Here is a 25,079-nt window from a genome sequence, read left to right as displayed (position 1 = left end):
CGAAAGGCGGCCGGCCGGATAGAATGGGGAACCCGCCATGCATGGCGGGCTTTCGTTTTTGCAGACCCGCCCATGATAACCGCAGCCCCCCGCCCGATGCAGCCCGCCATCCTGGCCCAGCCCCGCTGGCAGGACGCCTGGCGGCAGGCGGTGCGCGATCCGCACGAATTGCTGGCCCTGCTGGGCCTGGAATCGCTGGCCGCACGGCTGTCGCCGGAAGCGGCCGCGCAGTTCCCGCTGCGGGTGCCGCGTGGGTTTGTCGCGCGCATGCGCGTGGGTGACGCCCATGACCCGTTGCTGCGCCAGGTCCTGCCTCTGGACGACGAAATGCGGCCCGCGCCCGGCTTCTCCCTGGACGCGGTCGGCGATGCCGCCGCCCGCACGGCCACCGGCGTACTGCAGAAGTACCGAGGCCGCGCCCTGCTGATCGCCACCGGCAGCTGCGCGATCAATTGCCGCTACTGCTTCCGCCGGCACTACCCGTATGCCGAAGAGACCGCCGCACGCGAGGGTTGGCGCGAAGCGGTGGCGACTATCGCCGCCGACGACAGCATCGAGGAAGTCCTGCTGTCCGGCGGCGATCCGCTGTCCCTGGCCACCTCCAAGCTGGAGGAGCTGACTCAGGCCCTGGCCGGCATTCCCCACCTCAAGCGCCTGCGCATCCACAGCCGGCTGCCGGTGGTGCTGCCCGAACGCGTGGACGCCGGCCTGCTGCGTTGGCTTTCGGCCCTGCCCTGGCCGGTCACCCTGGTCATCCACGCCAACCACGCCAACGAGTTCGACGCCTCCGTCGACGCGGCCCTGGCCGATTTGCGTGGCGCCGGCGTCACCCTGCTCAACCAGGCCGTGCTGCTGCGCGGCGTCAACGACGATGTCGACAGCCTGGTCGCCCTCAGCGAGCGCGGCTTTGCCGCCGGCGTGTTGCCCTACTACCTGCACCAGTTGGATCGCGTGGCCGGCGTGGCCCACTTCGAGGTGGACGACGTGCGGGCGCTGGATCTGCACGCCCAGCTGCGGGCCCGCCTGTCGGGCTACCTGGTGCCACGCCTGGTGCGTGAAGTCGCCGGGGATAGCGGCAAGCGGCCGCTGTGGGACACCGACGACAGCGCCGGCCTGGCCTCCATCGCGTCACCGGTTTGACCCTGGCCGGGATTCGCCCGGGCCCGCCCCGTCCCTCATCCAACGTGGGAACTGCGTCAGCTAATTGACTGATGCCATGGACGCTGCCTGCGCCATCGTGTATTAAACCCGCTCTCCTGTGGGAAGCGCTGCATGCACGTCGGCAAAGACACCACCCTCCGTTTGACCATCGTCGAAGACAGTGGCGAGGACGCCGAGAGCATCGTCAGCGCGCTGCGGAACGGAGGCATCGCCGTGCGCCCGTTGCGGCCGCTGGACAGCGACGAACTGGCGCAGATGGTCGCCTCCCAGCCCATGGACCTGGTACTCGCCTCGCGATCGGCCAAGGGCCTGGCGCTGCAGCAGGTGCTGTCCACGGTGGATGCCAGCGGCAAGGACATCCCGGTGATCGTGCTGGCGGACGCCATCGTCGAAAGCGAACTGCTGGCCGATCAGGCCGCGGGCGCGCGCGCGGTGATCCTGCGCGGACGTCCCGACCATCTGCTGCAGGTGGTGCGGGGTGAATGGTCCGATCTGGAGACTCGCCGCGCGGTGCGCCGTCTGGATGTGCAACTGCGCGAGACCGAACGCCGTTGCGATGCGCTGATTTCCTCCTCGCGCGACCCCATCGCCTACATCCACGAAGGCATGCACATCCGCGCCAACGAGGCGTACCTGGACATGCTCGGCTTCGAGTCGTTCGACGAAGTCGAAGGCCTGTCGCTGCTGGATCTGGTGGCGCCGCAGTACGTCAACGACTTCAAGCAGCTGCTCAAGAGCCTGAGCAAGGGCGAACCGCCGCCGCCGCGCTTTGAACTGGAAGCGCGCAGTCTGGACGGCGATCAGTTCCCGGCCACCCTGGAATTCGCCACCGCCACCTACGAGGGCGAGCCCTGCGTGCAGGTGGTGTTCCGCCGTCGCGAGGAATTCGATCCCGAGCTGGCGCGCGAGGTGGAAGACCTGCGCCAGCGCGATCAGGTCACCGGCCTGCTCAACCGCCCCACTTTCCTGCAGGCGCTGGAAGAAGCGGTCAGCCAGGTCGCCCGCGGCGAACTCTACTCGCTGATGCTGATCGAGCCGGATCACTACCAGCGGCTGCTGCAGGACATCGGCATCGACTCGGCCGACGCCCTGGTGGCCGCCCTCGGCCAGCGCCTGAGCGAAAAGCTGGACAGCTCGGCCACCGCCGCCCGCTTTGGCGAGCGCACGTTCGCGGTGCTGCTCAAGGGCAACCACGCGCAGACCGCCGCCCTGTCGGAAAAACTGCGCGCGGCCTTCGCCTCGCACGTGTTCAACGTGGGCGAACGCTCGGCCTCGGTGACCGCCAGCATCGGCGGCGTGCAGATCGGCGAGAAGATCGCCAGCGTCGGCCAGGTGCTGACCCGCGCCACCGACAGCCTGCAGACCGCCACTAGCCTGGGTGGCAACCGCAGCGAGATTTTCGATCCCGGCGCCGTCGACCGCGCCGAGGAAGAGCGCGTGCAGAACTGGATCGAGCGGCTCAAGGATGCGCTGGCCAACGATCATTTCCTGCTGCACTTCCAGCCGGTGGTCAGCCTGCAGGGCGAGACCGGCGAGGTCTACGAGGCCTTGCTGCGGCTGGATTCCAACGGCGAGCTGGTGATGCCGCCGGCGTTCATGAGCATCGCCGAGGACCACGGGTTGCTGGATGCCATCGATCGCTGGGTGGTCAACCGTGCCATCGAGGTGCTGGCCGAGCGCAAGCGCAGTGGCCACATGAGCCGGTTGCTGGTGAAGGTCAGCCCGTCGTCATTCGGCGACGATCGCCTGCTGCAGGTGATCGCCAAGGGACTGGCGGCGCATGACGTGTCGGGCGATTGCCTGTGGCTGGAAACCTCGGAAGCCAAGGTGTTCACGCATCTGCGGCAGGCGCAGGCGTTTCAGGCGGGTGCTTCGAAGCTGGGTTGCCAGCTGGGGCTGGAGCATTTCGGCGCGGGGCTGGATTCGTTCCAGTTGCTGGCGCATTTCCAGCCCGGCTTCCTCAAGATCGATCGCGGCTTCACCGAGGATCTGGTGCGTTCGCCGGAGAGCCAGCAGAAGATCCGCGAAATCGCCGAGCGTGCGCAGGCGTTGGGGATCCTGACCATTGCCGATCACGTGCAGGATGCGGGCACGATGAGCTTCCTGTTCACGGCAATGGTGGATTACGTGGAAGGCAACTTCCTGGCGCCGCCCGGGCCGTTGATGAACTACGACTTCTCGTAGAACTGCAGCGATTTGTCCAACAGATTCAAACCACCGTCGACTGCGAATTACGCAAAGCGGCAATGCGAACTTCCAGCGGCGGATGGCTGAGGAACAGGCGCTTCAAACCCTGACCCACGCCACCGGCGATACCAAACGCCTCCACCTGCGCCGGCAGCGTGCTCTGCGCATGCTGGGCATTCAGACGCTCCAGCGCCGCAATCATCTTGTGGCGGCCCGCCAACGACGCACCACCCGCATCGGCGCGGAACTCGCGACGACGCGAGAACCACATCGCGATCATGGTCGCGAACAGGCCGAACACCACTTCCAGCACCATCACGATGATGTAGTACGCAAAACCGCGCCCACTGTTCTCGCTGCGGTTGCCCGACAGATAGCCATCGATGATCCCGCCCACCACGCGCGCCAGCACGATCACGAAGGTATTCAGCACGCCCTGCAACAAGGCCATCGTGACCATGTCACCGTTGGCGACATGGCTGACCTCGTGGCCCAGCACGGCCTCGGCCTCGTCCCGGTCCATAGCCCGCAACAGGCCGGTGGAAACGGCCACCAACGCATTGTTGCGATTGGCGCCGGTGGCAAAGGCGTTGATCTCCGGCGCGTCGTAAATCGCCACCTGCGGCATGCCGATGCCCGCCGCCTGCGCCTGGCGCTGCACGGTGGTCACCAGCCATTGCTCGGCGTCATTGCGCGGCTGTTCGATGACGTGCGCACCGGTGGCCCGCAGCGCCATGGTCTTGGACAGCAGCAACGAAATCAGCGAGCCGCCAAACCCAAAGATGGCCGCCATCACCAACAGCCCGGACATCTGGTTCGGGTTCACGCCCAGCAGCGACATCACGACGCTGGCCAGCACCAGCACGGCCAGGTTGGTGGCAAGGAACAGGGCGATACGATTGAACACGGTGCGCTCCACGCGGGGGAATAAGGAGAGTCCCGGCGAATCTGCGGATCAGGTGGCTTGAATTCAAGCACGTAGCTGACCGAGGATTCAGCTTTGAACGCGATGGTCGCACGCTCTCCCATGTCGCCACCCTCCACTTATCGTGGCCGCTTTGCGCCCTCGCCCACCGGCCCGCTGCATCTGGGCTCGTTGCTGGCGGCGGTCGGCAGTTGGCTGCTGGCACGGCAGGCGGGCGGCCAATGGTGGCTGCGCATCGAGGACGTGGATGGCCCGCGCACGGTGGCCGGGGCGGCGCAGCAGCAGATGGATACCCTGGCCGCGTTCGGACTGGCGCCGGATGGGCCGGTGGTCTGGCAGAGCCAGCGCGGTGAGCGTTACGCGCAGGTGCTGCAGTCGCTGGTGAACCGCGACCTGGCCTTCGCCTGCCATTGCAGCCGCACCGAGCTGGCCGCTACCGGTGGCATCCACCACGCCTGTGTGGCCCGGCGCGAGCGTGCGCATCCGGCCTGGCGATTGCGGGTGGCGCCCGGCGCAGTCATCGGTTTCCACGACGGTCTGCAGGGTCAGTACCAGCAAGATGTGCACGCGCAGGTGGGCGATGTCGTGCTGCGCCGCGCCGACGGGCAGTGGGCCTACCAATTGGCCGTGGTGGTGGACGATGCCGACCAGGGCATGACCGATATTGTCCGCGGCGCCGACCTGCTCGATTCCACGCCCCGGCAAATCCTGTTGCAGCATGCGCTGGGCTGGAGCACGCCGCGCTATCTGCATCTGCCGTTGCTTATCGGCGCCGATGGCCAGAAGCTGTCCAAGTCGCTGGCTGCCGCACCGGTGGATGGCGCCGATCCCAAGCCCGCCCTGCGGCTGGTCTGGGAGGCCCTCGGGCAGGATCCGCGGCGCTTGCCGTGGCAGGCGCCGCTGGCTTCCCTGATGTCCGCGGCCGTGCCCGCCTTCGACCCGGCACGCATACCAAAACAAGGCCGGTTGCCGGTTTCTGCGTTGCACAACAAAACTGACTCCACGGCTGTCTAGAATCCGAAACAACGCGGGATCGATCGTGTCGCCCCGCGTCCCCCCACCTGGAGACACTTTCATGACTACCCGCGTTGCGTTGGTTACTGGTGGCACCGGCGGTATCGGTACCGCCATTTGCAAGAAGCTGGCCAGCCTCGGCCATCAGGTCGCCACCAACTACCGCAGCGAGGACAAAGCCAGGGCCTGGCAGCAGCAGATGCGCGAGCAGGGATTCGACATCGCGATCTTTCCCGGCGACGTCACCTCCGCCGAGGAAGCCGAAGCGCTGGTCCGCCGCGTGGAAGCCGACGTCGGTCCCATCGAGGTCTTGATCAACAACGCCGGCATCACCCGCGACACCACCTTCCATCGCATGAGCGCGTTGCAGTGGAACGAGGTGATCAACACCAACCTCAATTCGGTGTTCAACATGACCCGGCCGGTAATCGAGGGCATGCGGGATCGCAAGTGGGGCCGGATCATCCAGATCAGTTCCATCAACGGTCTCAAGGGCCAGTACGGCCAGGCCAACTACGCCGCCGCCAAGGCCGGCATGCACGGCTTCACCATTTCGCTGGCGCGCGAAAACGCCAAGCTCGGCATCACCGTCAATACCGTCTCGCCCGGCTATGTGGCCACCGACATGGTGATGGCCGTGCCCGAGGAAGTGCGCGCCAAGATTGCCGCCGACATCCCCACCGGCCGGCTCGGCCACCCCGAGGAAATCGCCTATGCCGTGGCCTTCCTGGTCGCCGAGGAAGCCGGCTGGATCACCGGCTCCAACCTCGACATCAACGGTGGCCACCATATGGGCTGGTGAGTTTTCCTGAACAGGGCACCCTGCCATTGGCCCTGTTGCAAGGGCTGCTGCGCTGCGTCATGCTGCGCAGCATCACGTCGTTAGAGTGCTTGCTCCATGGCTGCGATCCGCATCATCAAGAAGTATCCGAACCGCCGTCTCTACGACACCGAAATTTCCAGTTACATCACGATCGAAGACGTTCGCCAGTTGATCGTCGATGGCGAAGACTTTGAAGTCCGTGACGCCAAGAGCGGCGATGACCTGACCCGCACGGTCCTGCTGCAGATCATCAGCGAGCAGGAACAGGATGGCGACCCGGTGCTGTCCACCCAGTTGCTGAGCCAGATCATCCGTTTTTACGGCGACTCGATGCAGGGTTTCATGGGCAACTATCTGGAACGCAGCATGCAGGTCTTCATGGAGCAGCAGCAGCAGTTCCGCAGCCAGATGGGCAACCTGCTGGGGCAGACGCCCTGGACCATGATGAACCAGCTGACCGAGCGCAACCTGGAAATCTGGCAGGAATTCCAGCGTAATCTCAGTGGCGGTGGCCTGGGTCGCCCGACCACGGTCAAGCCCAAGGATGCGCCGCGGGAAGCGCCGCGCGAGACACCGCGCGAAACGCCCAAGACCCGCGCCCGCTGATTCCTGCAAGTGATGACAGCCCGCGCCGACTGGCGCGGGCTTTTTCATGTCCACGAATATTTGGGAAGGCTTCGATGAGCAAGCGTGTTGCGTTGGTGACCGGTGGCATGGGCGGTCTGGGTACGGCGATTTGCATCGCGTTGGCCCAGGCCGGGCGCAGCGTGGTCGCGGCCGATGTGGCGGTAACGCCTGAGCGCCTGGCGCTGTTCCAGCAGGCCACCGCGGGCTTGGACATCCAGGTCGCCGAACTGGACGTGGCCGATCACCAGGCCTGCGGCGAACTGGTGCGCACGCTGCAGGCCGACGCCGGTTCGCTCGACATCCTGGTCAACAACGCCGGCATCACCCGCGATGCCACCCTGCGCAAGATGGATCCGGCGCAATGGGAGGCGGTGCTGGACGTCAACCTGGGCAGCGCCTTCCACCTGTGCCGCCACGCCATCGACGGCATGCAGGCGCGCGGCTTTGGCCGCGTGGTCAACATCAGTTCAATCAGCGGGCAGACCGGCAACTTCGGCCAGACCAACTATGCCGCCGCCAAGGCCGGCCTGCACGGCTTCACCATGGCGCTGGCGCGCGAAGTGGCGGCCAAGGGCATCACCGTCAACAGCGTCTCGCCGGGTTACATCGAAACGCCGATGACACGCGCGATGCCGCCCGAGGTGCGCGAACGCACGGTGGCTTCAGTCCCGGTCGGCCGCATCGGTGCGCCGGAAGACATCGCCCGCGCGGTGGCCTTCCTGACCGACGACGCCACCGGTTACATCACGGGCGCCAACCTGCCGGTCAATGGCGGGCTCTTCATGAGTTTCTGATCGGCGGCTATGCTGATGCCTCGCCTTTCGACATCACAGGACTTTGAATGAAACTGACCCCTCCCACCTTTGGCGTCTGGCTGATCGCCCTGCTGCTGGGCGGCGCCGGCATCGCCGCGCGCCTGGGCTATGTGCCGGTGCTGGCCGCGCATGCGTTCTGGCTGGTGGTGTCCGGTTTCGTGCTGCTGGTGGCGGCCACGGTGTTCGCCCGCCTGTAAGGCGGTGGCTCAGCGCGATTTGCGCAGATGCTCGGCCAGGCCCGCCAGTTGTTGGGCCTGGACCTTGTCCACCACCGTGGCAAACGCGCGCAGGTCATCCGGCGTGTAGCCACCCGCCCGGTACCACAGGGTGATGCGCGTGCCCTGGTTCTCCTCGACCAGCCGCCACTCGAGCGCACCACTCAGGCCCATGCCCTGCAACGGGCCCAGGCCACCGCTCATGCGCAGCAGTTGGTCCGGCTCGACGAAGACCACGCTCATATGCCACGCCTGTCGGTCCCCGTCGATTTCGCAGAAGCAACCACCGGCGCGCGCATCGATGTGCAACTTCGAAGCATCGCCCCACCAGGTGTGATCCGCCGGCCACCATTGGCCGACGTCCTGGACCAGACCGCGCCAGGCTTGTGCGGGCGCCACCGGCACCCACTGCGAGTTCTCCACAGTGAATCCGTTGGCGGCTTGATCCTTGATTTCGGCGTGCACGCCGGGGCTGATCAACAGCACGCCCAGCAGCACGCCGGACAGGCGCGCTTTCACTGCCCGGCCCCGGCGCTGCCCGCCTGGCAGAAGCGCTGGCGATATTCCATCGCCTTGGGCATCAGCGCGGTCAGGTTCTGGATGCGCGTGCCGGGATTGGGATGGGTGGAGGAAAACTCCGGCGGCGCTTCACCGCCGCTGGCCTGGCTCATGCGTTCCCACAGCGGCACCGCCTCCTGCGGATCAAAGCAGGCCGCGGCCGCCAGCATCAGGCCCACTTCGTCGGCCTGGGTTTCGTGGCTGCGCGCATAGGGCAACAGGTAGCCGTAGCCCATCGCCGCCATCACCATCTGCTGTTGCTGCGGATCCATGCCGCTCATGGCCCCCGCCATCTGCCCGATCTGGGTGAGCTTCTGCTGCGACATGCGCTGCGCGCCGTGGCGCAGCAAGGCGTGGGCGATTTCGTGGCCCATCACCACCGCCATCGCGTCGGCATTCTGCGCGACCGGTTGCAGGCCGGTGTAGACGGCCATCTTGCCGCCGGGCAGGCAGAAGGCATTGGCCTGGTCGGACTGGATCACGTTGACCTCCCACTCGAAGGTCTTCCAGTTGCCGGTGGGCTGGGTGCCGCGTTCCTGCGCGATGGCGGCTTCCACCTGCGGAATCTTGCTGACCAGGCGACGGGCGATCTCACGCACGTCGCGCGCGAACGGCGTGTTGGGATCCACCGGACGTTCCTGCTGCAGGATTTCCTGATACGCCTGCAGGCCCATGGCCTTTTCTTCCTCGACGCTGATCGAGTTGTCGATCAACACCTTTTCACCGCTGTAGGGATCCACGACGCGATTGGAAAACCAGTAGAACGCCGCATAGCCGGCGAATCCCAGCAGGATGATCCAGCGCAGGTTGAAACCACCGCCGCGTCGACGCGTGCCGCCTTGCTGGTAATTGCCCTGGCCGAAGGGATCGTTGCGCATCGCCTACTCCTTGCCTGCTGTCGAAGGACGCGGTCGGGCCGCGCTAGATACCACGTACCACCCGGAAACCCACGCGCGCATTAGTCATATCCGAATCCGAGGACGAGCGCCATGCCGCCCGCGCCTGCACCGGCGCGCTGGCCCAGGAGGCGCCTCGCACCACCCGTGCGCGGCAGCCCGGATTGAACCAGGCCGCACCATCGGCCGGCGCCCGCCGGTACGAGGCGTGCCAGCAATCGGCCACCCATTCGCTGACATTGCCACCGAGGTCGTGAAGACCCCAGCGATTGGCGCGGAAGTTGGCCACTGGCGCCGCGCCCCAGTAACCGTCGCCGTAGCCGACAAAGGCGTTGTTCCAGTGGCGTCCGCTGGGCGAGACATCATTGCCGCCGGTGAGGTTGCCGAAATCGTCCGGCGGCTGGCCATTGCCCCAGGGATAGCGACCCTGCGTACCGGCACGCACGCTGTACTCGAACTCGGCTTCGCTGGGCAGGCGATAGCCGTGGCCGGTCTGCTGGGCCAGCCACTCGGCATAGGCTTCGGCGTCGTAGACGCTCACGTGCAGCACCGGCATGTCGGCGCGCGCGGGCGCGCCGCTGTAGTCGGACTGCCAGTCCACCCCGCTGCGGCGCACGAAGTTGCCGCTGCGCTCGTCGTAGACGATGGAATGACCGCGCCGGGTCGCACGCGGCCGATAGCCGGTGGCCTGCACGAAGCGGCGGTACTGGCCCACCGTCACCGGTGTGCGCGACATCGCGAAGCCGCGGTCAAAGCGCACGTAATGCGCCGGCTTCTCCGCATCGCCGGCGCCCAGTTCGTCTTCGCCCGCGCCCATCTGGAAGGCGCCGTGCGGCACCACCATCATCTCGGGTCCACGCCCACCGCCGGTCATCGCGTCGGTGAACGCCTGGCCCGGCCGGAACAGGCCGTAGTGGGTGGCCAGTTCGATACGCAGGCGGAAATCCGCCGCCACCGGGTCTCCGGGCTCGGCAATCCGCAACACTTCGGCGAGTTTTTCGCGCGCCCCCTTCAGCCCCAGCGGCGAGGCCAGATCGCGCACGCCACTCTCGCGCAGCGCGGCGATGCGACCAATGCGGATGCCGTCCACCCGCTGGCGTGCGTCAGCCACCGTGGGCGCCTGTTCGCGCACGCGCGCGGCATGGTTCAACCAGATCTGGGCGGTATCGAAATCGCCGGCCAGCGCAGCGTCTTCGGCCCGGCGTATCAAGTCACTTTCCACGGCGGCCACGCCCTGGCGCGCACGCGGCTGGCCGGGTTTCCATTTCAGCACTTCGCGGAAGCCGGCCAGCGCGCCGCCGCCGTTCTCGCCCAGCCGTCCCTCGCGGAGCGCGCGTTCGCTGGCCTGGTTCAGGCGACTGAGCTGTTCGACTTCGTCGACCCGCCCCAGATAGGCCACCACCGCATCGTCGTTGGGATCGATGGCGCGCGCCACGGCGGCGATCTGCGCGGCCTCGCGCGCGGCGTCATCGCGATCCTCGGCGCGCTTGAGGGCGCGCTCGCCCTGTCGCAGCAGGCTGTCCAGTGCACGGTCCAGTCCGGCGCGGGCGCCGGCATCCTCCGGCGCCAGCCGGCGTATGGCCAGGAACAAGGGGATGGCGTCATCGGCGCCGGCGTACAGCCGCTCTTCCTGCAGCGCCTGGGCGGCACGCTTGCGCGCCTCGGGCAGTTGTTCGGCGCTGAGCGTCACCGCCGGCGGCTGCCAGTTCAGTGCCGCATTGATGCTGTCATCGCCGGTGACGGTAATCTGCGGCATCCGTACTTCGGCGGCCTCGCCACGCGCATCACGCGATGCCGCCTGCTCGCGCGAGCAGGCGCAAAGTGCCAATGCAGTCAGCAGCAGCAAGCCGATTGGACGCAATCCTTACTCCCGAGGTCGCGGTATGCCGCGAGCGACGTTAGGCTATTGTCTCCCCCACAGGCAACCGATGCATTCAGCGGAGATTTCGTGCCCCATTGGATTGAAACGCCCGACGCCCTGGCCTCCTTCCTCACGCGCAAGCCCGCGCGGGTCGGCCTGGACACCGAATTTGTCCGCGAGCGCACGTTCTGGCCGCAACTGGCGCTGGTGCAACTGGCGATCGGTGACGAGATCCTGCTGGTGGATCCGCTACGCCCCGGCATGACCCGGGCGCTGGCCGGGTTGTTGGGCGATCCGGACATCCTCAAGGTCATGCACAGCGCCAGCGAGGATGTGGTGGCGCTGAAATATGCCTGTGGCGTGGCGCCGCAACCGTTGTTCGACACCCAGATTGCCGCCGCGCTGGCCGGGGTGGGCGCCGGAATGGGCTATCAGAAGCTGGTGGAACAGATCACCGGCGTCACCCTGCCCAAGGGTGAGACCCGCTCGGACTGGCTACGCCGCCCGCTCAGTGATTCGCAACTGACCTACGCGGCCGACGATGTGCAGTATTTGTTCGTACTCCACGATGATCTGAGCGCGCGCTTGCAGGCCGGTGATCGCCTGGCCTGGCTGCACGAAGACAGCCAGCGCCTGATCGAAAACTCGCAGCAGGACGAAGGCGAGCGCTGGCCTCATCTGGCCTTGCGCAGCGCACAGTTCCTGGAACCACCGGCGCAACGCCGCTTGTTGCGCCTGCTGCGCTGGCGCGAAACGCAGGCGCGTCGCAGCGACCGGCCGCGCAGCTGGATCCTCGACAACGAGATGGCGGTGGCGCTGGCGCGCACTCCGCCGCTGGATCGCGCCGCCCTGCTGCGCTGGCTGGACGGCCAGCCCAAGTCGCCGCGCAAACTGGCCGATGCCTTGTGGACCGCACTGGACACCCCGCTTGAAGACGAAGACCAGGCGCCGCTGGCGCGCAGCGCCACCGATCGCGACAAGAGCCAGCTGAAAAAACTGCAGGACGCCGTGGCCGTGCGCACGCGTGAACTCGGCCTGCCGGAAGGCGTGCTGGCCTCGCGCCGGGCGCTGGAAGCCTTGCTGGAATTCCAGCGCGACGCACCCGGTGGCTGGCCCGCCGGACTGGCCGGCTGGCGGCGTAATGCACTGGAATCCAGCCTCGCGCCGCTGCTGGTGGGCGCGGACTAGCGCCACCGGAGCACCGGCGCTAAACTAGGTCACCCTCGTGGGGGGGTAGCTCAGCTGGGAGAGCGCGTCGTTCGCAATGACGAGGTCGTGGGTTCGATCCCCATCCTCTCCACCACTACAAAGACTCTCGAGAGTCGCAGAAAGCCGGAATCCGCAAGGACTCCGGCTTTTTTGTTGGCCGACGTATCAATGCATCAGGGCGACAGGCCGGCGCTCCACCGCAGCCACGCCGGCACGCTGGAGCTTGAACGCCCCCACCGACGCCGCCAGGGTCTGCGCCTGTTCTTCCATGCTGCGTGCCGCCGCGGTGGCTTCTTCCACCAGCGCTGCATTCTGCTGGGTGGCTTCATCCATCTGGGTGATGGTCAGGTTGACCTGCTCGATGCCCGCCGACTGCTCCTGCGAAGCCGCGGAGATCTCGGCCATGATGTCGGTCACGCGCTGCACCGAGGCGACGATGTCGCCCATGGTGGCGCCGGCTTGATGCACGAGCATCGAGCCATCGGCCACGCGATCCACCGACGCTTCGATCAGCCCCTTGATCTCCTTGGCCGCCTGCGCCGAGCGCTGGGCCAACGTGCGCACTTCCGAGGCCACCACGGCAAAGCCACGACCCTGCTCGCCGGCACGTGCGGCTTCCACCGCCGCATTCAGCGCCAGGATGTTGGTCTGGAAGGCGATGCCATCGATGACCGAGATGATGTCGGAGATCTTGCGCGACGAGGTTTCGATATCGCGCATGGTGTCCACCACCTGCCCCACCACTTCACCGCCGCTGGAGGCCACCGCGGCCGCGCTGATCGCCAGCTGGTTGGCCTGGCGCGCCGAGTCGGCGTTCTGGCGCACGGTGGAGGTCAGCTCCTCCATCGACGCGGCGGTTTCTTCCAGGTTGGCTGCCTGCTGCTCGGTGCGATGGGCCAGGTCGTCATTGCCGGTGGCGATTTCGCCGGCCGCCAGGTTGATCGTGCCCGAGGCTTCCTGGATACGGGACACGATGTCGGTGAGCTGCGACACCGTGGCATTGGCGTCATCGCGCATCCGTGCAAACACGCCGCGGAAGTCTCCGTGCATGCGCGCGGTCAGATCGCCGCGTGCGATGGCCTGCAGCAGCGCCGAGACTTCCGACAGGTTGGCGTCGGTGGTGGTCATCAAGCCATTGAGGCCGGCAACCATCGCGCGGAAGTCATGCTGGTAGCGTTCCTCATCGCCGCGATGGCTGAAATCGCCTGCGGCAGCCGCTGCGGCCAGTTGTTTGATCTCGTTGTTGATGGCCGCCAGGCTGGCCTTGGTGGCGTCCATCGCTTCGGTGATCACGGCCTTCTCGCCGGGCAGGCGATCCATGTCCACCGACAGATCGCCGACCGAGTAGCGGCGCATGACTTCCACCACCTTCAATTTGACGCCGATATGCTGGGCCACCAGCGCATTGGATTCGCGCACCATGCGTCCGTATTCGCCCGGAAACTGCGCATCGTCGATGCGGTGACTGATCTGGCCCAGGTCATGGCGATGCGCCATGTCCAGTTGCGCGGCGATGACCGCTTTCAAGGTCGTGGTCATGGACTGCATGGCGGTAGCCAGCTGACCCACTTCATCGCGGCTCTGCACCTTGATCACATGATCCAGGTTGCCCGAGGCCACTGCGCGGGCGGCCTGCCCTGCACTCACCACCGGCGCGATCACCGAGCGGCGGATCCACCAGGCCAGCGCTACCACCAACACGACGGCAGCCAGCAGCGAAACCACCCCGGACCACATCAAGGTGCGACGCGCGTCTTCGGACTTCTTGACGACGGCAGCGTCGGCCACCGCCTTGGCCCGCTGGTTCAACTTCTCCAGCGTCTGCGTCGGCTCACGATCCATGCCGCGGACCAGCGCGTCGCCTGCGTGCGGGTCGAACTGCGCCGCCTCGAAACCGGTGAGCGCCGCGCGGTAGTTGTCGGTCAAGGTCTGGTGTTCCTTGCGGAACTGCGCCGCAAATGCGGCGGCTTGAGCATCATCCATGCTGCTGGCCAGTTGCCCGGCGAGCCGGCTCACGGTGGCCGCTCCCTCGTTGAAAGCGGACAGGTGCTTGCTGAGCTGTTCGGCATCATTGCCGCGAATCAGCACGTTCTTCCATTCCTGCACCTGCAGGCGGAATTCGCGACTCATCAATTCGCTGTCGGTGGCCTGCTGGACCTGCTCGGGCACCTGGGTGGAGAGACTGAGCCAGGCCGAGGCAAGCCCAGCCAACGCGCAGATCAGGATGAAAGACAGGCCAACAGTCAGTGCGCCCAACAGTTTGAACTGCAGGCTGAGGAATTTTTTCGAAGCTACGGGGGACATTGAGAGGTACTGCGAGAGGAGTGCCCCACAGGTATCGGCCGCTATCCCGATCGCTTGATGTTCCTGTTCAGGAAACTCCCGCGATGCGTGCAGCACGCACGCAAAAAAAAAGCCCGCCGTATTTCGGCGGGCTGGTTGTGCAAGTGAAGCAATGAAGTTTGCAGCAGGCTCGACCTTAGAAACGGTAGTTGAAACCCACCAGGTAGGTACGGCCCCACTCGATGTACTCCAGCGGACGATCCTTGCTGCCGGCGTAGGTCTTGTACGGCGAGTTGGTCATGTTGGTGACCTGCAGCAACAGGCTCAGGCCGTCGAGGCTGCTGCCGGCGCCGAAGGTGTAGCCCAGCTGTGCATCCACCTGGTCCTCGCCTACCACGTAACGCAGCGTCCGGTTGCCGTCGAAGTTGCCGATCTCACCAATGAAGTCCGAACGCTTGCGCTGGCTGATGCGCGCCTCGAAACCCGAGCGTTCGTAGTAGGCGGTGAGGTTGTACACCTCGTCGGACAGGCCCGGCAGCGAGATCGGACCATCGCCCACGCTGTTGGCGCTGTCCGGATCGACGATGGTGATGTCGCTGTCGTTGAAGCTGGCCGTGGCGACGATGCCGAAACCTTCCAGCGGCTGCCACAGCAGATCCAGCGGCAGCGACGCGGTCAGTTCCAGACCCTTGAGCTTGCCGCCCCTGCCGTTGTACGGCGCGGTGAAGTTGCCGGTGGTCTGCGCTTCCGGCTGGTTCGGGCCCGGAACGTAGCTGGCCACGTAGCTGGAGAAGTCATAGCCATCGCGGGTCTGGGTGAAGATGTACGTGCGCAGATCCTTGTAGAACACCGCGGCCGCCACGTAGGCCTTGTTGCCGAAGTACTTTTCGTACGACAGATCGAAGGCGTAGGCCTCCCACGGATCCAGCAGCGGGTTGCCACCGCTGGCGCCGGGGATACCGGTGCTGGTGTCGATGCCGAAATCCAGCGAGGAACGCAGCTGGTCCACGCGCGGGCGCGCCACTTGCTTCGCCAGGGCGACGCGCACGGTCTGGTCATCGGCAAACTGGAAGGCCAGGTTCATGCTCGGCAGCACGTCGTTGTAGCTCTTGCCTTCCTCAATCGGCTTGACCTGCTCGCCGGCCGGCGCGATGTCATCCCAGTAGAACGAGTTGGACGACTGCTCGGTGCGCATGAACTGCACGCCGACATTGCCGCGCACGCCCACCGAGCCCCATTCGGTGTCGATGTTGAAGCGCGCGAACGCAGTGGTGATGTCTTCGTCCACACGCCAGGTCTTGGGCACCAGGTAGTCCAGGTTCGTGACCGGCGCGAAGATCATGTAGCGGCTGACCGCGTCTTCCACGTTCCAGGCGGGAATGTAGCCCACGCCCGCGAAGTTGAGGTTGACCAGGCCACGCTGCAGATCCGAGGCAATGGCGGTGTCGCCTTGCGGCCCGAGCAGGATGTTGCCTTCCGGCTGGATCTTGGACTTCTGGCGATCCGCGTAGTTGACACCCACATCAAGACCGGAGAACCAGCTCCACGATTCCGGCAGTTGCAGCGTGGCGCCGATCTTGACGCTCTTCAGTTCGTCTTCCACCTGCGGCACCTTGCCGTAGCCGGAGCCGTAGATGGTGTTGGTCAGGAACAGCGCATTGGGATTGGAGTAGTCCATGCCCGGCGACAACTGCGAGAACCCGTTCTGGCGATAGCTCAGGGTAACGGTGTCCAGCTGCGGCATCGGCGTGAGCTGGGTGTTGTTCTCCAGGCTCAGCTCATCGCGCTTGGCCTTGGAGTAGCTCAGGTCGGTGTAGATGCGGGCGGTACCGGCGTTGAATTCGTTGCTCCAGCCGAACGCGTCGATCTTGTCCAGGCGCTTGTTGTACATGCCGCGCACCAGCGGATACACGCCGCTGGCCACGCCGCCGGTAAAGCTGTGGTTGCCGTTGACCTGCGCGCCGGTGATGCTCAGGCCGGGCTGGTAATTGCCGTTGTAACCACCCAGATTCACTTCGAACTGGTTGGCGGTGGTGATCTGCGTCGCCTCGGAGTGGAACACGTCCAGGATGCTGGTCCAGTTGTTGGACGGGCGATACTGCAAGGTGGCCATCACGCCGTCGCGTTCCAGGTTGCCGGTGCGGCGCAGCGCCTTGATGCCATCAGAGTAGTAGGTGCCGCCCGGCACGCCGGGACGCCAGCTGTCCTCTTCCAGGAATCGCCACGGCTCGTACAGGCCCACCTGGTTTTCCTGGATGGGCGTGTCGGAATGCGAGTAGCCCACCGACAGGCCGACGGTGTTGTCGGCGAACTGGGTGATGAAGGCGGCATTGAAGCGATTGCCGTGCGCGTCGATTTCCGCCGCCGAACCCAGCGAATTGCGCTGGTAGCGACCGCTGAAGGCGACCACGGGTTCGTCGTAGCTGAGCGGACGCACGGTCTGCATGTCGATGGTGCCAGACAGGCCCTGGCCAATCAGGCCGGCGTCCGGCGTCTTGTACAGGGTCACGCCGCTCATCAGTTCCGACGGATACTGATCGAACTCGACGCTGCGGTTGTCACCGGTGCTGACGACTTCACGCCCGTTGAGCAAGGTCGTGGCGAAGTCAGGCGACAGGCCACGCACGCTGATCACCTGGGCACGGCCACCCACGCGTTGCGCGGTGACGCCAGGCAGGCGTGCAATCGATTCAGCGATGCTGACGTCCGGGAGCTTGCCGATGTCCTCGGCCGAGATCGCTTCGACGATGGAGGTGGATTCGCGCTTGGTCGAGATGGCGCTCTCGATACCGGCGCGGATGCCGGTCACCGTGACGGTTTCCAGTTCGGTGGCGTTCTGTTCGGTCGGCGCCTGCGTGCCCGCGGCCGGCGTGGCCGTTTGGGCATGGACGCCCGTTGCGGTCAGCGCGATGGCGGATGCCAGCGCCGCACTCAGCAGGTTGCGCTTGTGTTGCAGCATTTTCCCCTCTCCCAGGAGTGTTGTATGCAGTGACCCGGGTGCGTCGCATGCGATCGCCCGGGCCTTCGACGCCAGGGACCCTCTCCCTGGAACGTGCGGCCATGGTAGTAGCGAGCGCAGTCGCACAATGGCCGCTGCATACGTATTCATCAGGGCTTTTTGACGCCTGTAACGCGGGTTCCGCAAATCACGATTTGCGCTGGCGACAACGGCGCCCGCCACGCTTCGCCGTGTCGGCGAGCGTGGTCGAGCAGTATCGTCAGCGCGGGTCGGTCAGCGCAGTCGTGCGATCCAGACGCCGCGTGCTGGCAGCTCCAGTTCGCCGTCGCGCAGGACACCGGCGCCGAATTCGGGCGCGTCCTGCACACGCTGGCGCAGTGCTTCCGGCAGCGGCCAGCGTTGCGCCTGTGGCGAAAGATTGAACACCGCGAGCAGGCTCTGCGCGTCGGCATCGCGCTGGAACGCCAGGATTGGTTCGGGCGCGTCATGGAAGGCAATGCTGCCGCGCTGCAGCGCCGGCTGCTGCCGGCGCCAGGCCAGGAAGCGACGGACCTGCTGCAGCACCGACTGCGGATCGCGTTCCTGCGCGGCCACATTGATGGCGCGATGCGTCTGCGGAATCGGCAGCCACGGCTTGCCGGCGCTGAATCCCGCCTGGGTATCGTCATTCCACGGCATCGGCGTACGGCAACCGTCGCGCCCCTTGAAGTTCGGCCAGAACGCTTTGCCATAAGGATCCTGCAGATCCGCATAGGGCACGTCGGCTTCCGGCAGGCCAAGCTCCTCGCCCTGGTAAAGGCACACCGAGCCGCGCAACGAACACACCAGAGCGACCAGCTGCGCGGCGAGTTCTGGCGAAGAGGCGTCTCCACCCCACCGGCTCACTGCGCGCTGTACGTCGTGATTGGAGACCGCCCAGCAGGGCCAGCCTTCGGTCATGGTCGTTTCCAGACGTTCGACCGTGCCACGGATGTAGGCGGCACTGCTGTCGTCCGTCAGCAGCTCGAAGCTGTAGCCCATGTGCAGGCGTTTGTCGCTGACGTATTCGGCGGTCGTGGCCAGCGAATCCTCCGAGGAGATTTCGCCCAAAGCGGCCGCATCGGGATAGCGGTCCAGCAGTGCGCGCAACCGCTCCAGGAACGGCAGGTTCTCGGGCTGGGTGTTGTTGTACCAGTGGTACTGATAGGCGTAGGGATTGTCGGGACTGAATCCACGCCCGACCCGCTTGTCCTTCGGCTTGGGCGGATTGTCACGCAGCTGCGCGTCATGGAAGCAGAAGTTGATCGCATCCAGGCGCAAGCCGTCCACGCCCTTGTCCAGCCAGAACTTGACGTTGTCCAGCGTGGCGGCCTGTACTTCCGGATTGTGGAAGTTCAGATCCGGTTGCGAGGACAGGAAGTTGTGCAGATAGTACTGCTCGCGGCGCGGCTCCCAGCGCCAGGCGACGCCACCGAACAGCGACATCCAGTTGTTCGGCGCGGTGCCGTCCTCTTTCGGGTCGGCCCAGACGTACCAGTCGGCCTTGGGATTGTCGCGGCTCTCGCGGCTTTCCTTGAACCAGGCGTGCTCCACCGAACAATGGCTCAGCACCTGATCGATCATCACCTTGATGCCGAGCGCGTGCGCCTTGGCCAGCAGGCGATCGAAATCGGACAAGCTGCCGAACAGCGGATCGACATCGCGGTAGTCGGCGATGTCGTAGCCAAAGTCGGCCATCGGCGACTTGAAGAACGGCGAGATCCAGATCGCGTCCACGCCCAGGCTGGCGATGTAATCCAGTTTGTCCACGATGCCCGGCAGATCGCCGACGCCATCGCCATCGCTGTCGAGGAAGCTGCGCGGGTAGATCTGGTAGATCACCGCGCCGCGCCACCAATGCTTGTCGTTCATCGCTTCCCCGAATGCCGGACCACCGCGCGCGCCCATGGTGGTCGCGCAACGGGCGCCACCTTGCCACGCCGCCATCGTGTCGTGGCGTCCGCCCTGCCCTGCATGGCATGAATACGTATGCAGGATGTGGCCGCGCGGCCCCATCGAGCGCGCGCCCGAGCGCTCGGAATTGGCGCAAGGGTTTACGCTGCGGGCCCGCAAAACAAGCGCTTTTCGCGAGTTCGGCGCAGGCCGGGATCAGGCCGTCGACTGCATGCCGAGGGTGGCATTCCTGTTTGCGGTGCAGCATGGAATCGGCGCGGATAGCCTGCAAGATGCGTCACCGCCCGCAGCATGGCTGCGCCGTCCTTCCTGCCGGAACCCTTGAATGCCCGTCAAACCGCGCCTGTCCTTCTGGCAGATCTGGAACATGTCGTTTGGCTTCCTGGGCATCCAGTTCGGCTTCGCCCTGCAAGGCGGCTTCGTCTCGCGCATCTTCCAGACCCTGGGCGCGGAGAAGGATTCACTGCCGTTCCTCTGGATCGCCGCGCCACTGACCGGCCTGCTGGTTCAACCCATCGTCGGCTACTTCAGTGATCGCACCTGGCATCCCTGGCTGGGTCGACGCCGCCCGTTCTTCCTTGCCGGCGCGGTTCTCAGTTCCATCGCGCTGATCTTCATGCCGCACTCGCCCACGCTGTGGATGGCCGCTGGCCTGCTGTGGGTGCTGGACGCCTCGATCAACATCAGCATGGAACCGTTCCGTGCGCTGGTCGCCGACAAGTTGCCGGAGAGCCAACGTTCCTACGGCTTTGTCCTGCAGACGCTGATCATCGGTATCGGTACCTGGGTGGCGAGCAACCTGCCGTGGTTCATCACCCGCCTGGGCGTGCCGAACGAAGCTGGTCCCGGGGTGGTGCCGCCCTCGGTGCAGATTGCCTTTGCGATTGGCGCGTTCGTGTTCATGGCCAGCATCCTGGTGACCGTGTTCACCACCCGCGAATATCCGCCCGATGATCTGCAGGCGTTCCGCCAACAACACCAACGCGAAGGCAACTTCCTCGGCGAAATCCTCCATCACGTGGCGCACATGCCGGCGCAAATGCGCCGCCTCGGCTGGGTGCAGTTCTTCAGCTGGTTCGCTTTCTTCGCCATGTGGAGTCTGGCCACGCCCGGACTGACCGAGCACGTCTTCCACGCGCCCGCACCGCTGGCAGGCGCCTACGACATGAGCATCCCCGCACAGGCCGAGGCGTTCCGCGCGGCCAATGCGGCGTACCAGAACGCGGCCGACCTGGTCGGCTCGTACATGGGCTGGTATGGCTTGTCCTCGATGCTGGTGGCCTTGTTGCTGACGCTGTACGCCGCGCGGCGCGGGCTGAATCGCAAGGCGGTGCACCTGGCATCGCTCACCCTGGGCGGGCTGGGCTTCATCTCGATGTACTTCGTGCCACAGCCGGCGTGGTTGATCCTGTCCTTCGCCTTGGTGGGCGTGGCCTGGGCCAGCATCCTGTCGATGCCGTATGCGCTGCTGTCCAGCCATGTGCCGGCCGATCGCATGGGCATCTACATGGGCATCTTCAACATGTTCATCGTGATCCCGCAGATCGTGGCCGCCACCCTGCTCGGCCCGTTGATGCGCGGCCTGTTCGACAACCAGTCCATTCATGCGCTGGTGTTGAGCGGCGTCAGCCTGCTGCTGGCGGCGGTCGCGGTGCTGCGCGTGAGCAACCAGGTCGCCACCGACGAGGTTCCGGCATGAGACAGTCTTCGCTGCTCGCTGTCGCCGTCACGCTGGTGTTGGCCGGTGGCGCGACCTGCAAAGCCCACGCCGGCGACTGGTATGGCACCACCGAGCCTTTCGCGCGCGAGTCCGTCTACTTCCTGCTGACGGATCGCTTCGTCAATGGCGACCCCGGCAATGATCATCGCGATCAAGGTGGCGCGCAGCACAGCTTTGATCGCCCCACGCCCGGCGCGCCCGCCGGCCAGTCCGACAACGTCGGCTACCTCGGGGGCGACTTCAAAGGCGTGCTGGACAATGCCCGCTACATCCGCGATATGGGCTTCACTTCGGTCTGGGTCACGCCGATCGTCGACAATCCGGATGAGGCCTTCACCGGCGGCGAGCCCGTGGCCTGGAACGGCGCGTTCACCGACCGCGGCAAGACCGGTTACCACGGATACTGGGGCATCAACTTCTACAAGCTCGACGAGCACCTGCCCAGCGCGGGCCTGGACTTTGCCGGTTTCACCGCCGGCATGAAGCAGCAGCAGCTGGACGTGGTGCTGGACATCGTCGCCAACCACGGCTCACCCGCCTACACCATGCCGGCCGCGCAGGCGCAGTACGGCAAGCTGTGGGATGCACAGGGCAAGCTGGTGGCCGACCACCAGAATCTGCCGCCGGCCCAGCTGGATCCCGAGCACAAGCCGCTGCACGCCTTCTACAACCGCAACGGCGGCCTGGCCCAGCTGTCGGATTTCAACGAACGCAATCCGCAGGTGCTCGATTACCTGGTGGGCGCGTACGAGCAATGGATCGACCAGGGCGCCAGCGCGTTCCGCGTCGACACCATTGCCTGGATGCCGCACGATTTCTGGAAGGCCTTTGCCGATCGCATCCGCGCCAAGCGCCCGGGCTTCTTCATGTTCGGCGAGAACTTCAACTACGACGCCGCCAGCATTGCCGCGCACACCTGGCCGCGCAACGGCGGCTACAGCCTGCTCGATTTCCCGCTCAAGGCCAGGCTGGTCGAAGTGTTCGAGAAACCCGACAGCGACTTTGGCCAGCTGGCGCCTGCGCTGTATCTGGAGGATGGTCCGTACGCCAATCCGTACGAACTGATGACCTTCTACGACAATCACGACATGGCGCGGATGAAGGCCAGCGACAACGGCTTCATCGACGCGCACAACTGGTTGTTCACCGCGCGCGGCATTCCGGTGATCTACTACGGTTCGGAAACCGGCTTCATGCGCGGCACCGCCGAGCATGCCGGCAACCGCAATTACTTCGGCCAGGAACGCATCGCACAGGCGCCGCGCAGCCCCATCTTTGCGCCGTTGCAGGCGATCGCCCGGCTACGACGCGATTCGGTCGCGCTGCAACGCGGCCTGCAGCTCAATGTGGAACTCAAGGGCAACGAGGCGGCGTTCTACCGCGTCTACGATCACGATGGCCAGCGCCAGACCGCGCTGGTGCTGCTCAACAAGGGCGACCACCCCACCCGGATGCGCGTGAGCGATTACCTGGAGTCCGGGATCTGGCGCGATGCATTCACCGGCAAGACCCAGCGCGTGCGCCGGCAGATGCAGGCGGACGTGCCCGCGCACGGCGTGCGGGTGTACTTCTTCGATGGCGAGCTGCGCCGCAAGGACACGCTGCAACGTCTGCAATCGTTGATGCAGCGCAAGTCGCCTTTCAACGAGTGATCCCCGGCGGCTGCGCTGATCAATCGAACCGGCGACCCTCGCCGAGACTCTGACTGTGCGACGGCGCGCAGCGCGCGTCGAGTTGTCAGGCCCGCGCGGGTTCGGCCCAGACGCTGTGTGGATCGCCATGCAGCGCGCGCCGCCGGCTCGCCCTGGCCAGCAAGGCAAAGCCGAAAGCCATCGCCAACGCGGTGGCGTCGATACCGAATAGCACCCACTGCCCGTTCATCGCACTCGTCCACCACCACCAGCCGGTGGCCGCACCGTGCGCAATCGGCACAGCCGCCGTGGCCAGCGCCGCCGCCCAGAGCAATTCGCGCGTGGCTTTTGCAACCGGTCGAATCACCGCCCACAACGCGCATAGCGTCCAGGACAGGAAGCACACCCACTGGATGCCGGCGTCCACATTCAAACCAACCTGGCTGAGCGCCCGCGCTTCCAGCAGCGTGGCGGCGACGAAGGCCAACGAGATCGCCACGCACACGCCCAGGCAGACGCCCACCGTCGCCTTGGCCATGCCGATCTGGGCGCGACCCTGCTGCACCTGGCGACGCTTGCGACGCGACTCGATCCACAGCAGGTTGCCCGAATAGAACAGGAAAGCGCCGCCCACTCCCAGCACGAAGTACAGCCAGCGCACCCACACATTGGCGTACTCACCGAAGTGCAGCGCGTAGGCCGATGCCAGCGTGGCGTGGTTGGCATCACGATGGCCCGGCAACTGGGTGGCGAGAATCTCGCCGGTGCCGGCATTCAAGGCCACCGACCCCAGCGGACCGAGTGATCGCGGTGACTCGCCGGTGATTTCCACCGTCGCATTGCGGTCGCCGGCGTGCAGCAGTTTCAGGTAGGCCGGTTCGAACTCGCTGATGCCCTGTGCCTGCGCAGCGGACTGTGCGCGTTGCTGCCAGAAGGCCAGCGTGCCCTGGGGCGCAGGTTCGCCAGCAGGCGCGATGACGGGCGCGGTATCCATGGCAGGGCCGATGGCCTCCATCACCTTGCCGTCGTAGATCAGCGGATTGAGCGCCACTGCCGCCACCATCACCAGGCACAGCATCGCCCCGGTAATGGCGAACATCAGATGCATCGGCAGACTCAGTACGCCGATGACATTGTGCGCGTCCTGCCAGAAGCGCTTCAGGTTGCGGCCCGGACGCAGTGCAAACAGATCCTTGAGCAGGCTGGGCAAATGGATCAGCAAGCCTGACAACAACGCCACGCCGTACAACAGGCTCACGACACCCATCAGGTAGGTGCCGGCCACCGGGATACCCAACGAGAAGTGCAATGCATTGACCAGCTCTGACAGGCCGGCTTGCGGCGGCTTGTCGCTACCCTGCAGGTTGTCCAGGGTGGCGTAATGCCAGACGGCCTTCTCGTCAGGCCAGTAGATCACGGGTTGCGGTGATTCCGCGCCGGGGAACAGCATGCCGACCCACTGCCGCGAGGCCGGATGTCGCTCCAGGGTTTCATCGAGCAGGCGTTGCGCATCATCGAGCGTGCCCGCCGGCTTGCTGGCTGCGTGCGGCGCTTGCCAGAGCATCAACTCGTGGTGGAAGACGGTGATGGCGCCGGCATAGAACGCCACAAACAAGGCGAACCCGGCCACCAGGCCGACCCAGGTATGCACGGTGGTGAACGTGCGCAGCGTGGTGGATTCAATCTTCATCGCGGCTCCTCACGCCACCCACTGCAGGCTGCGCAGCAGCCACAGCAGGGCGAACGATGCGGCCGCGCTGGCGCCCAGCCACAGCCACGCGCGCTTGCCATCGGCAAACAGGAAACTGCTGGTGGCCGCCAGCATCCACGCCGGAAAGAACGCCAGCGCGCTGGCGACCAGGGTGGATTGCCACGGGCCCGGCCACGACCAGGCAATCAGTCCGACCACGCCCGCTGCCAGAAAAAAGCCCGCCACGATGCCTGCCGATGCGCGCGCCCACATCAACGATTCGCCTCGGACTTAGATGGACTGCGCCAGTAATCCAGATAGGGCAAGCCGACCAGGCCCAGCATCCAGGTCGCCAGCATCACGCTGATGCCGGCGCCGGTTCCCAATCCGACGATCCATGCCGCCAACGACAGCACCGCCAAGGCCAGCCCGACGGGATTCCCGGCGCGCCAGCGACGTGCTTCGCCGCGGTAATGCGGCGAAGCACGATACAGGGCGAAGGCGGACAGCCACGCTGTCGCAATCGCGAACCAGATCAACAAGGGGGGCATGGCGTCAGCTAGCTCCTGGCGA

Annotated in this window: 20 protein-coding genes and 1 tRNA gene; 11 read left to right on the top strand and 10 right to left on the bottom strand. The window is 65.7% G+C overall.

Annotated features, from left to right (window positions below; all coding sequences use genetic code 11):
• Positions 1-72 precede the first annotated feature (72 nt).
• Positions 73-1,140 carry an EF-P beta-lysylation protein EpmB gene (gene epmB / locus B5X78_RS15820; RefSeq protein WP_079725559.1) on the top strand — a complete coding sequence of 356 codons (1,068 nt, stop codon included), beginning with the start codon at positions 73-75 and terminating at the stop codon, positions 1,138-1,140.
• A 132-nt stretch (positions 1,141-1,272) separates the two neighbouring features.
• Complete coding sequence (locus tag B5X78_RS15815) at positions 1,273-3,345, top strand: GGDEF/EAL domain-containing response regulator (RefSeq protein ID WP_079725557.1); 2,073 nt, start codon at positions 1,273-1,275, stop codon at positions 3,343-3,345.
• A gap of 25 nt (positions 3,346-3,370) precedes the next feature.
• Here B5X78_RS15815 and htpX read toward each other — a convergent pair whose 3' ends face one another.
• Positions 3,371-4,255, bottom strand: coding sequence for a protease HtpX (htpX, locus tag B5X78_RS15810; protein ID WP_079726231.1), 885 nt, complete (start codon positions 4,253-4,255; stop codon positions 3,371-3,373).
• Positions 4,256-4,375: 120 nt separating this feature from the next.
• Here htpX and gluQRS point away from each other — a divergent pair, with 120 nt between their 5' ends.
• The 5 genes from gluQRS (at position 4,376) to B5X78_RS18665 (ending at position 7,749) form a co-directional block, all read left to right on the top strand.
• Entirely contained in the window at positions 4,376-5,287 is a 912-nt protein-coding gene (gene gluQRS / locus B5X78_RS15805; protein ID WP_079725556.1) for a tRNA glutamyl-Q(34) synthetase GluQRS, read from the top strand.
• Positions 5,288-5,348: 61 nt separating this feature from the next.
• Positions 5,349-6,089, top strand: a complete 741-nt coding sequence (gene phbB / locus B5X78_RS15800; RefSeq protein ID WP_079725554.1) for an acetoacetyl-CoA reductase — start codon at positions 5,349-5,351, stop codon at positions 6,087-6,089.
• A gap of 96 nt (positions 6,090-6,185) precedes the next feature.
• On the top strand, positions 6,186-6,716 hold the full coding sequence (phaR, locus tag B5X78_RS15795) for a polyhydroxyalkanoate synthesis repressor PhaR (protein ID WP_079725553.1): 531 nt from the start codon (positions 6,186-6,188) through the stop codon (positions 6,714-6,716).
• A gap of 74 nt (positions 6,717-6,790) precedes the next feature.
• The gene (phbB, locus tag B5X78_RS15790) at positions 6,791-7,531 is read left to right on the top strand and encodes an acetoacetyl-CoA reductase (protein ID WP_079725551.1); all 741 of its coding nucleotides are present in this window, start codon (positions 6,791-6,793) and stop codon (positions 7,529-7,531) included.
• 47 nt (positions 7,532-7,578) lie between these two features.
• A complete protein-coding gene (locus tag B5X78_RS18665) occupies positions 7,579-7,749 on the top strand; it encodes a hypothetical protein (RefSeq protein WP_176140888.1) in 171 nt (56 codons plus the stop codon).
• A gap of 9 nt (positions 7,750-7,758) precedes the next feature.
• On the opposite strand, the gene B5X78_RS15785 is transcribed toward B5X78_RS18665, so the two are convergent.
• From B5X78_RS15785 to B5X78_RS15775, 3 genes are read right to left on the bottom strand one after another with little or no spacing between them, the layout of a single operon-like run.
• Positions 7,759-8,286 (bottom strand): SRPBCC family protein, encoded by a 528-nt coding sequence (locus tag B5X78_RS15785; protein ID WP_079725550.1) that lies wholly within the window; start codon positions 8,284-8,286, stop codon positions 7,759-7,761.
• Entirely contained in the window at positions 8,283-9,203 is a 921-nt protein-coding gene (locus B5X78_RS15780) for a M48 family metallopeptidase (RefSeq protein WP_079725548.1), read from the bottom strand. The genes B5X78_RS15785 and B5X78_RS15780 overlap by 4 nt, the downstream gene beginning before the upstream one ends.
• 43 nt (positions 9,204-9,246) lie before the next feature.
• Positions 9,247-11,082: a formylglycine-generating enzyme family protein gene (locus B5X78_RS15775; protein WP_425478739.1), complete on the bottom strand. Its 1,836-nt coding sequence runs from the start codon at positions 11,080-11,082 to the stop codon at positions 9,247-9,249.
• 87 nt (positions 11,083-11,169) lie between these two features.
• Here B5X78_RS15775 and rnd point away from each other — a divergent pair, with 87 nt between their 5' ends.
• Both rnd and B5X78_RS15765 read left to right on the top strand, forming a co-directional pair.
• Entirely contained in the window at positions 11,170-12,270 is a 1,101-nt protein-coding gene (gene rnd / locus B5X78_RS15770) for a ribonuclease D (protein ID WP_079725547.1), read from the top strand.
• A gap of 39 nt (positions 12,271-12,309) precedes the next feature.
• Positions 12,310-12,385 (top strand) — tRNA-Ala (locus B5X78_RS15765).
• A 71-nt stretch (positions 12,386-12,456) separates the two neighbouring features.
• Here B5X78_RS15765 and B5X78_RS15760 read toward each other — a convergent pair.
• From B5X78_RS15760 to B5X78_RS15750, 3 genes are all read right to left on the bottom strand, one after another.
• Entirely contained in the window at positions 12,457-14,595 is a 2,139-nt protein-coding gene (locus B5X78_RS15760; RefSeq protein ID WP_079725545.1) for a methyl-accepting chemotaxis protein, read from the bottom strand.
• A gap of 175 nt (positions 14,596-14,770) precedes the next feature.
• The gene (locus B5X78_RS15755) at positions 14,771-17,533 is read right to left on the bottom strand and encodes a TonB-dependent receptor (protein ID WP_079725544.1); all 2,763 of its coding nucleotides are present in this window, start codon (positions 17,531-17,533) and stop codon (positions 14,771-14,773) included.
• 273 nt (positions 17,534-17,806) lie between these two features.
• On the bottom strand, positions 17,807-19,423 hold the full coding sequence (locus tag B5X78_RS15750) for an alpha-glucosidase (RefSeq protein WP_079726229.1): 1,617 nt from the start codon (positions 19,421-19,423) through the stop codon (positions 17,807-17,809).
• A 367-nt stretch (positions 19,424-19,790) separates the two neighbouring features.
• Between B5X78_RS15750 and B5X78_RS15745 the strand changes: the two genes are divergently transcribed.
• Positions 19,791-21,164, top strand: coding sequence for an MFS transporter (locus tag B5X78_RS15745; protein ID WP_079725542.1), 1,374 nt, complete (start codon positions 19,791-19,793; stop codon positions 21,162-21,164).
• Complete coding sequence (locus tag B5X78_RS15740; RefSeq protein ID WP_079725541.1) at positions 21,161-22,837, top strand: alpha-amylase family glycosyl hydrolase; 1,677 nt, start codon at positions 21,161-21,163, stop codon at positions 22,835-22,837. The genes B5X78_RS15745 and B5X78_RS15740 overlap by 4 nt, the downstream gene beginning before the upstream one ends.
• A gap of 85 nt (positions 22,838-22,922) precedes the next feature.
• Here the strand turns inward: B5X78_RS15740 and B5X78_RS15735 are convergent, their stop codons facing one another.
• The 3 genes from B5X78_RS15735 to B5X78_RS15725 are packed head-to-tail and all read right to left on the bottom strand — an operon-like array spanning position 22,923 to position 25,057.
• Positions 22,923-24,506 carry a PepSY-associated TM helix domain-containing protein gene (locus B5X78_RS15735; RefSeq protein WP_079725539.1) on the bottom strand — a complete coding sequence of 528 codons (1,584 nt, stop codon included), beginning with the start codon at positions 24,504-24,506 and terminating at the stop codon, positions 22,923-22,925.
• A 9-nt stretch (positions 24,507-24,515) separates the two neighbouring features.
• Positions 24,516-24,779, bottom strand: coding sequence for a hypothetical protein (locus B5X78_RS15730; protein ID WP_079725538.1), 264 nt, complete (start codon positions 24,777-24,779; stop codon positions 24,516-24,518).
• Complete coding sequence (locus B5X78_RS15725; RefSeq protein ID WP_079725536.1) at positions 24,779-25,057, bottom strand: hypothetical protein; 279 nt, start codon at positions 25,055-25,057, stop codon at positions 24,779-24,781. Before B5X78_RS15725 ends, B5X78_RS15730 begins: the two co-directional genes overlap by 1 nt.
• Between the last annotated feature and the right edge of the window lie 22 nt (positions 25,058-25,079).

Origin of the sequence: Pseudoxanthomonas indica (assembly GCF_900167565.1) — a bacterium.
Classification (GTDB): Bacteria; Pseudomonadota; Gammaproteobacteria; order Xanthomonadales; family Xanthomonadaceae; genus Pseudoxanthomonas_A; species Pseudoxanthomonas_A indica.
The sequence above is the reverse complement of the archived record's forward strand: the minus strand, read 5'-3'. Positions and strand labels throughout refer to the sequence as shown.

Bases quoted from the DNA above. Each gene is read 5' to 3' on its own strand.
- epmB (WP_079725559.1), top strand. From the start codon at position 73: ATGATAACCGCAGCCCCCCGCCCGATGCAGCCCGCCATCCTGGCCCAG.
- B5X78_RS15815 (WP_079725557.1), top strand. From the start codon at position 1,273: ATGCACGTCGGCAAAGACACCACCCTCCGTTTGACCATCGTCGAAGAC.
- gluQRS (WP_079725556.1), top strand. From the start codon at position 4,376: ATGTCGCCACCCTCCACTTATCGTGGCCGCTTTGCGCCCTCGCCCACC.
- phbB (WP_079725554.1), top strand. From the start codon at position 5,349: ATGACTACCCGCGTTGCGTTGGTTACTGGTGGCACCGGCGGTATCGGT.
- phaR (WP_079725553.1), top strand. From the start codon at position 6,186: ATGGCTGCGATCCGCATCATCAAGAAGTATCCGAACCGCCGTCTCTAC.
- phbB (WP_079725551.1), top strand. From the start codon at position 6,791: ATGAGCAAGCGTGTTGCGTTGGTGACCGGTGGCATGGGCGGTCTGGGT.
- B5X78_RS18665 (WP_176140888.1), top strand. From the start codon at position 7,579: ATGAAACTGACCCCTCCCACCTTTGGCGTCTGGCTGATCGCCCTGCTG.
- B5X78_RS15780 (WP_079725548.1), bottom strand. From the start codon at position 9,203: ATGCGCAACGATCCCTTCGGCCAGGGCAATTACCAGCAAGGCGGCACG.
- B5X78_RS15760 (WP_079725545.1), bottom strand. From the start codon at position 14,595: ATGTCCCCCGTAGCTTCGAAAAAATTCCTCAGCCTGCAGTTCAAACTG.
- B5X78_RS15755 (WP_079725544.1), bottom strand. From the start codon at position 17,533: ATGCTGCAACACAAGCGCAACCTGCTGAGTGCGGCGCTGGCATCCGCC.
- B5X78_RS15750 (WP_079726229.1), bottom strand. From the start codon at position 19,423: ATGAACGACAAGCATTGGTGGCGCGGCGCGGTGATCTACCAGATCTAC.
- B5X78_RS15745 (WP_079725542.1), top strand. From the start codon at position 19,791: ATGCCCGTCAAACCGCGCCTGTCCTTCTGGCAGATCTGGAACATGTCG.
- B5X78_RS15740 (WP_079725541.1), top strand. From the start codon at position 21,161: ATGAGACAGTCTTCGCTGCTCGCTGTCGCCGTCACGCTGGTGTTGGCC.
- B5X78_RS15735 (WP_079725539.1), bottom strand. From the start codon at position 24,506: ATGAAGATTGAATCCACCACGCTGCGCACGTTCACCACCGTGCATACC.
- B5X78_RS15730 (WP_079725538.1), bottom strand. From the start codon at position 24,779: ATGTGGGCGCGCGCATCGGCAGGCATCGTGGCGGGCTTTTTTCTGGCA.
- B5X78_RS15725 (WP_079725536.1), bottom strand. From the start codon at position 25,057: ATGCCCCCCTTGTTGATCTGGTTCGCGATTGCGACAGCGTGGCTGTCC.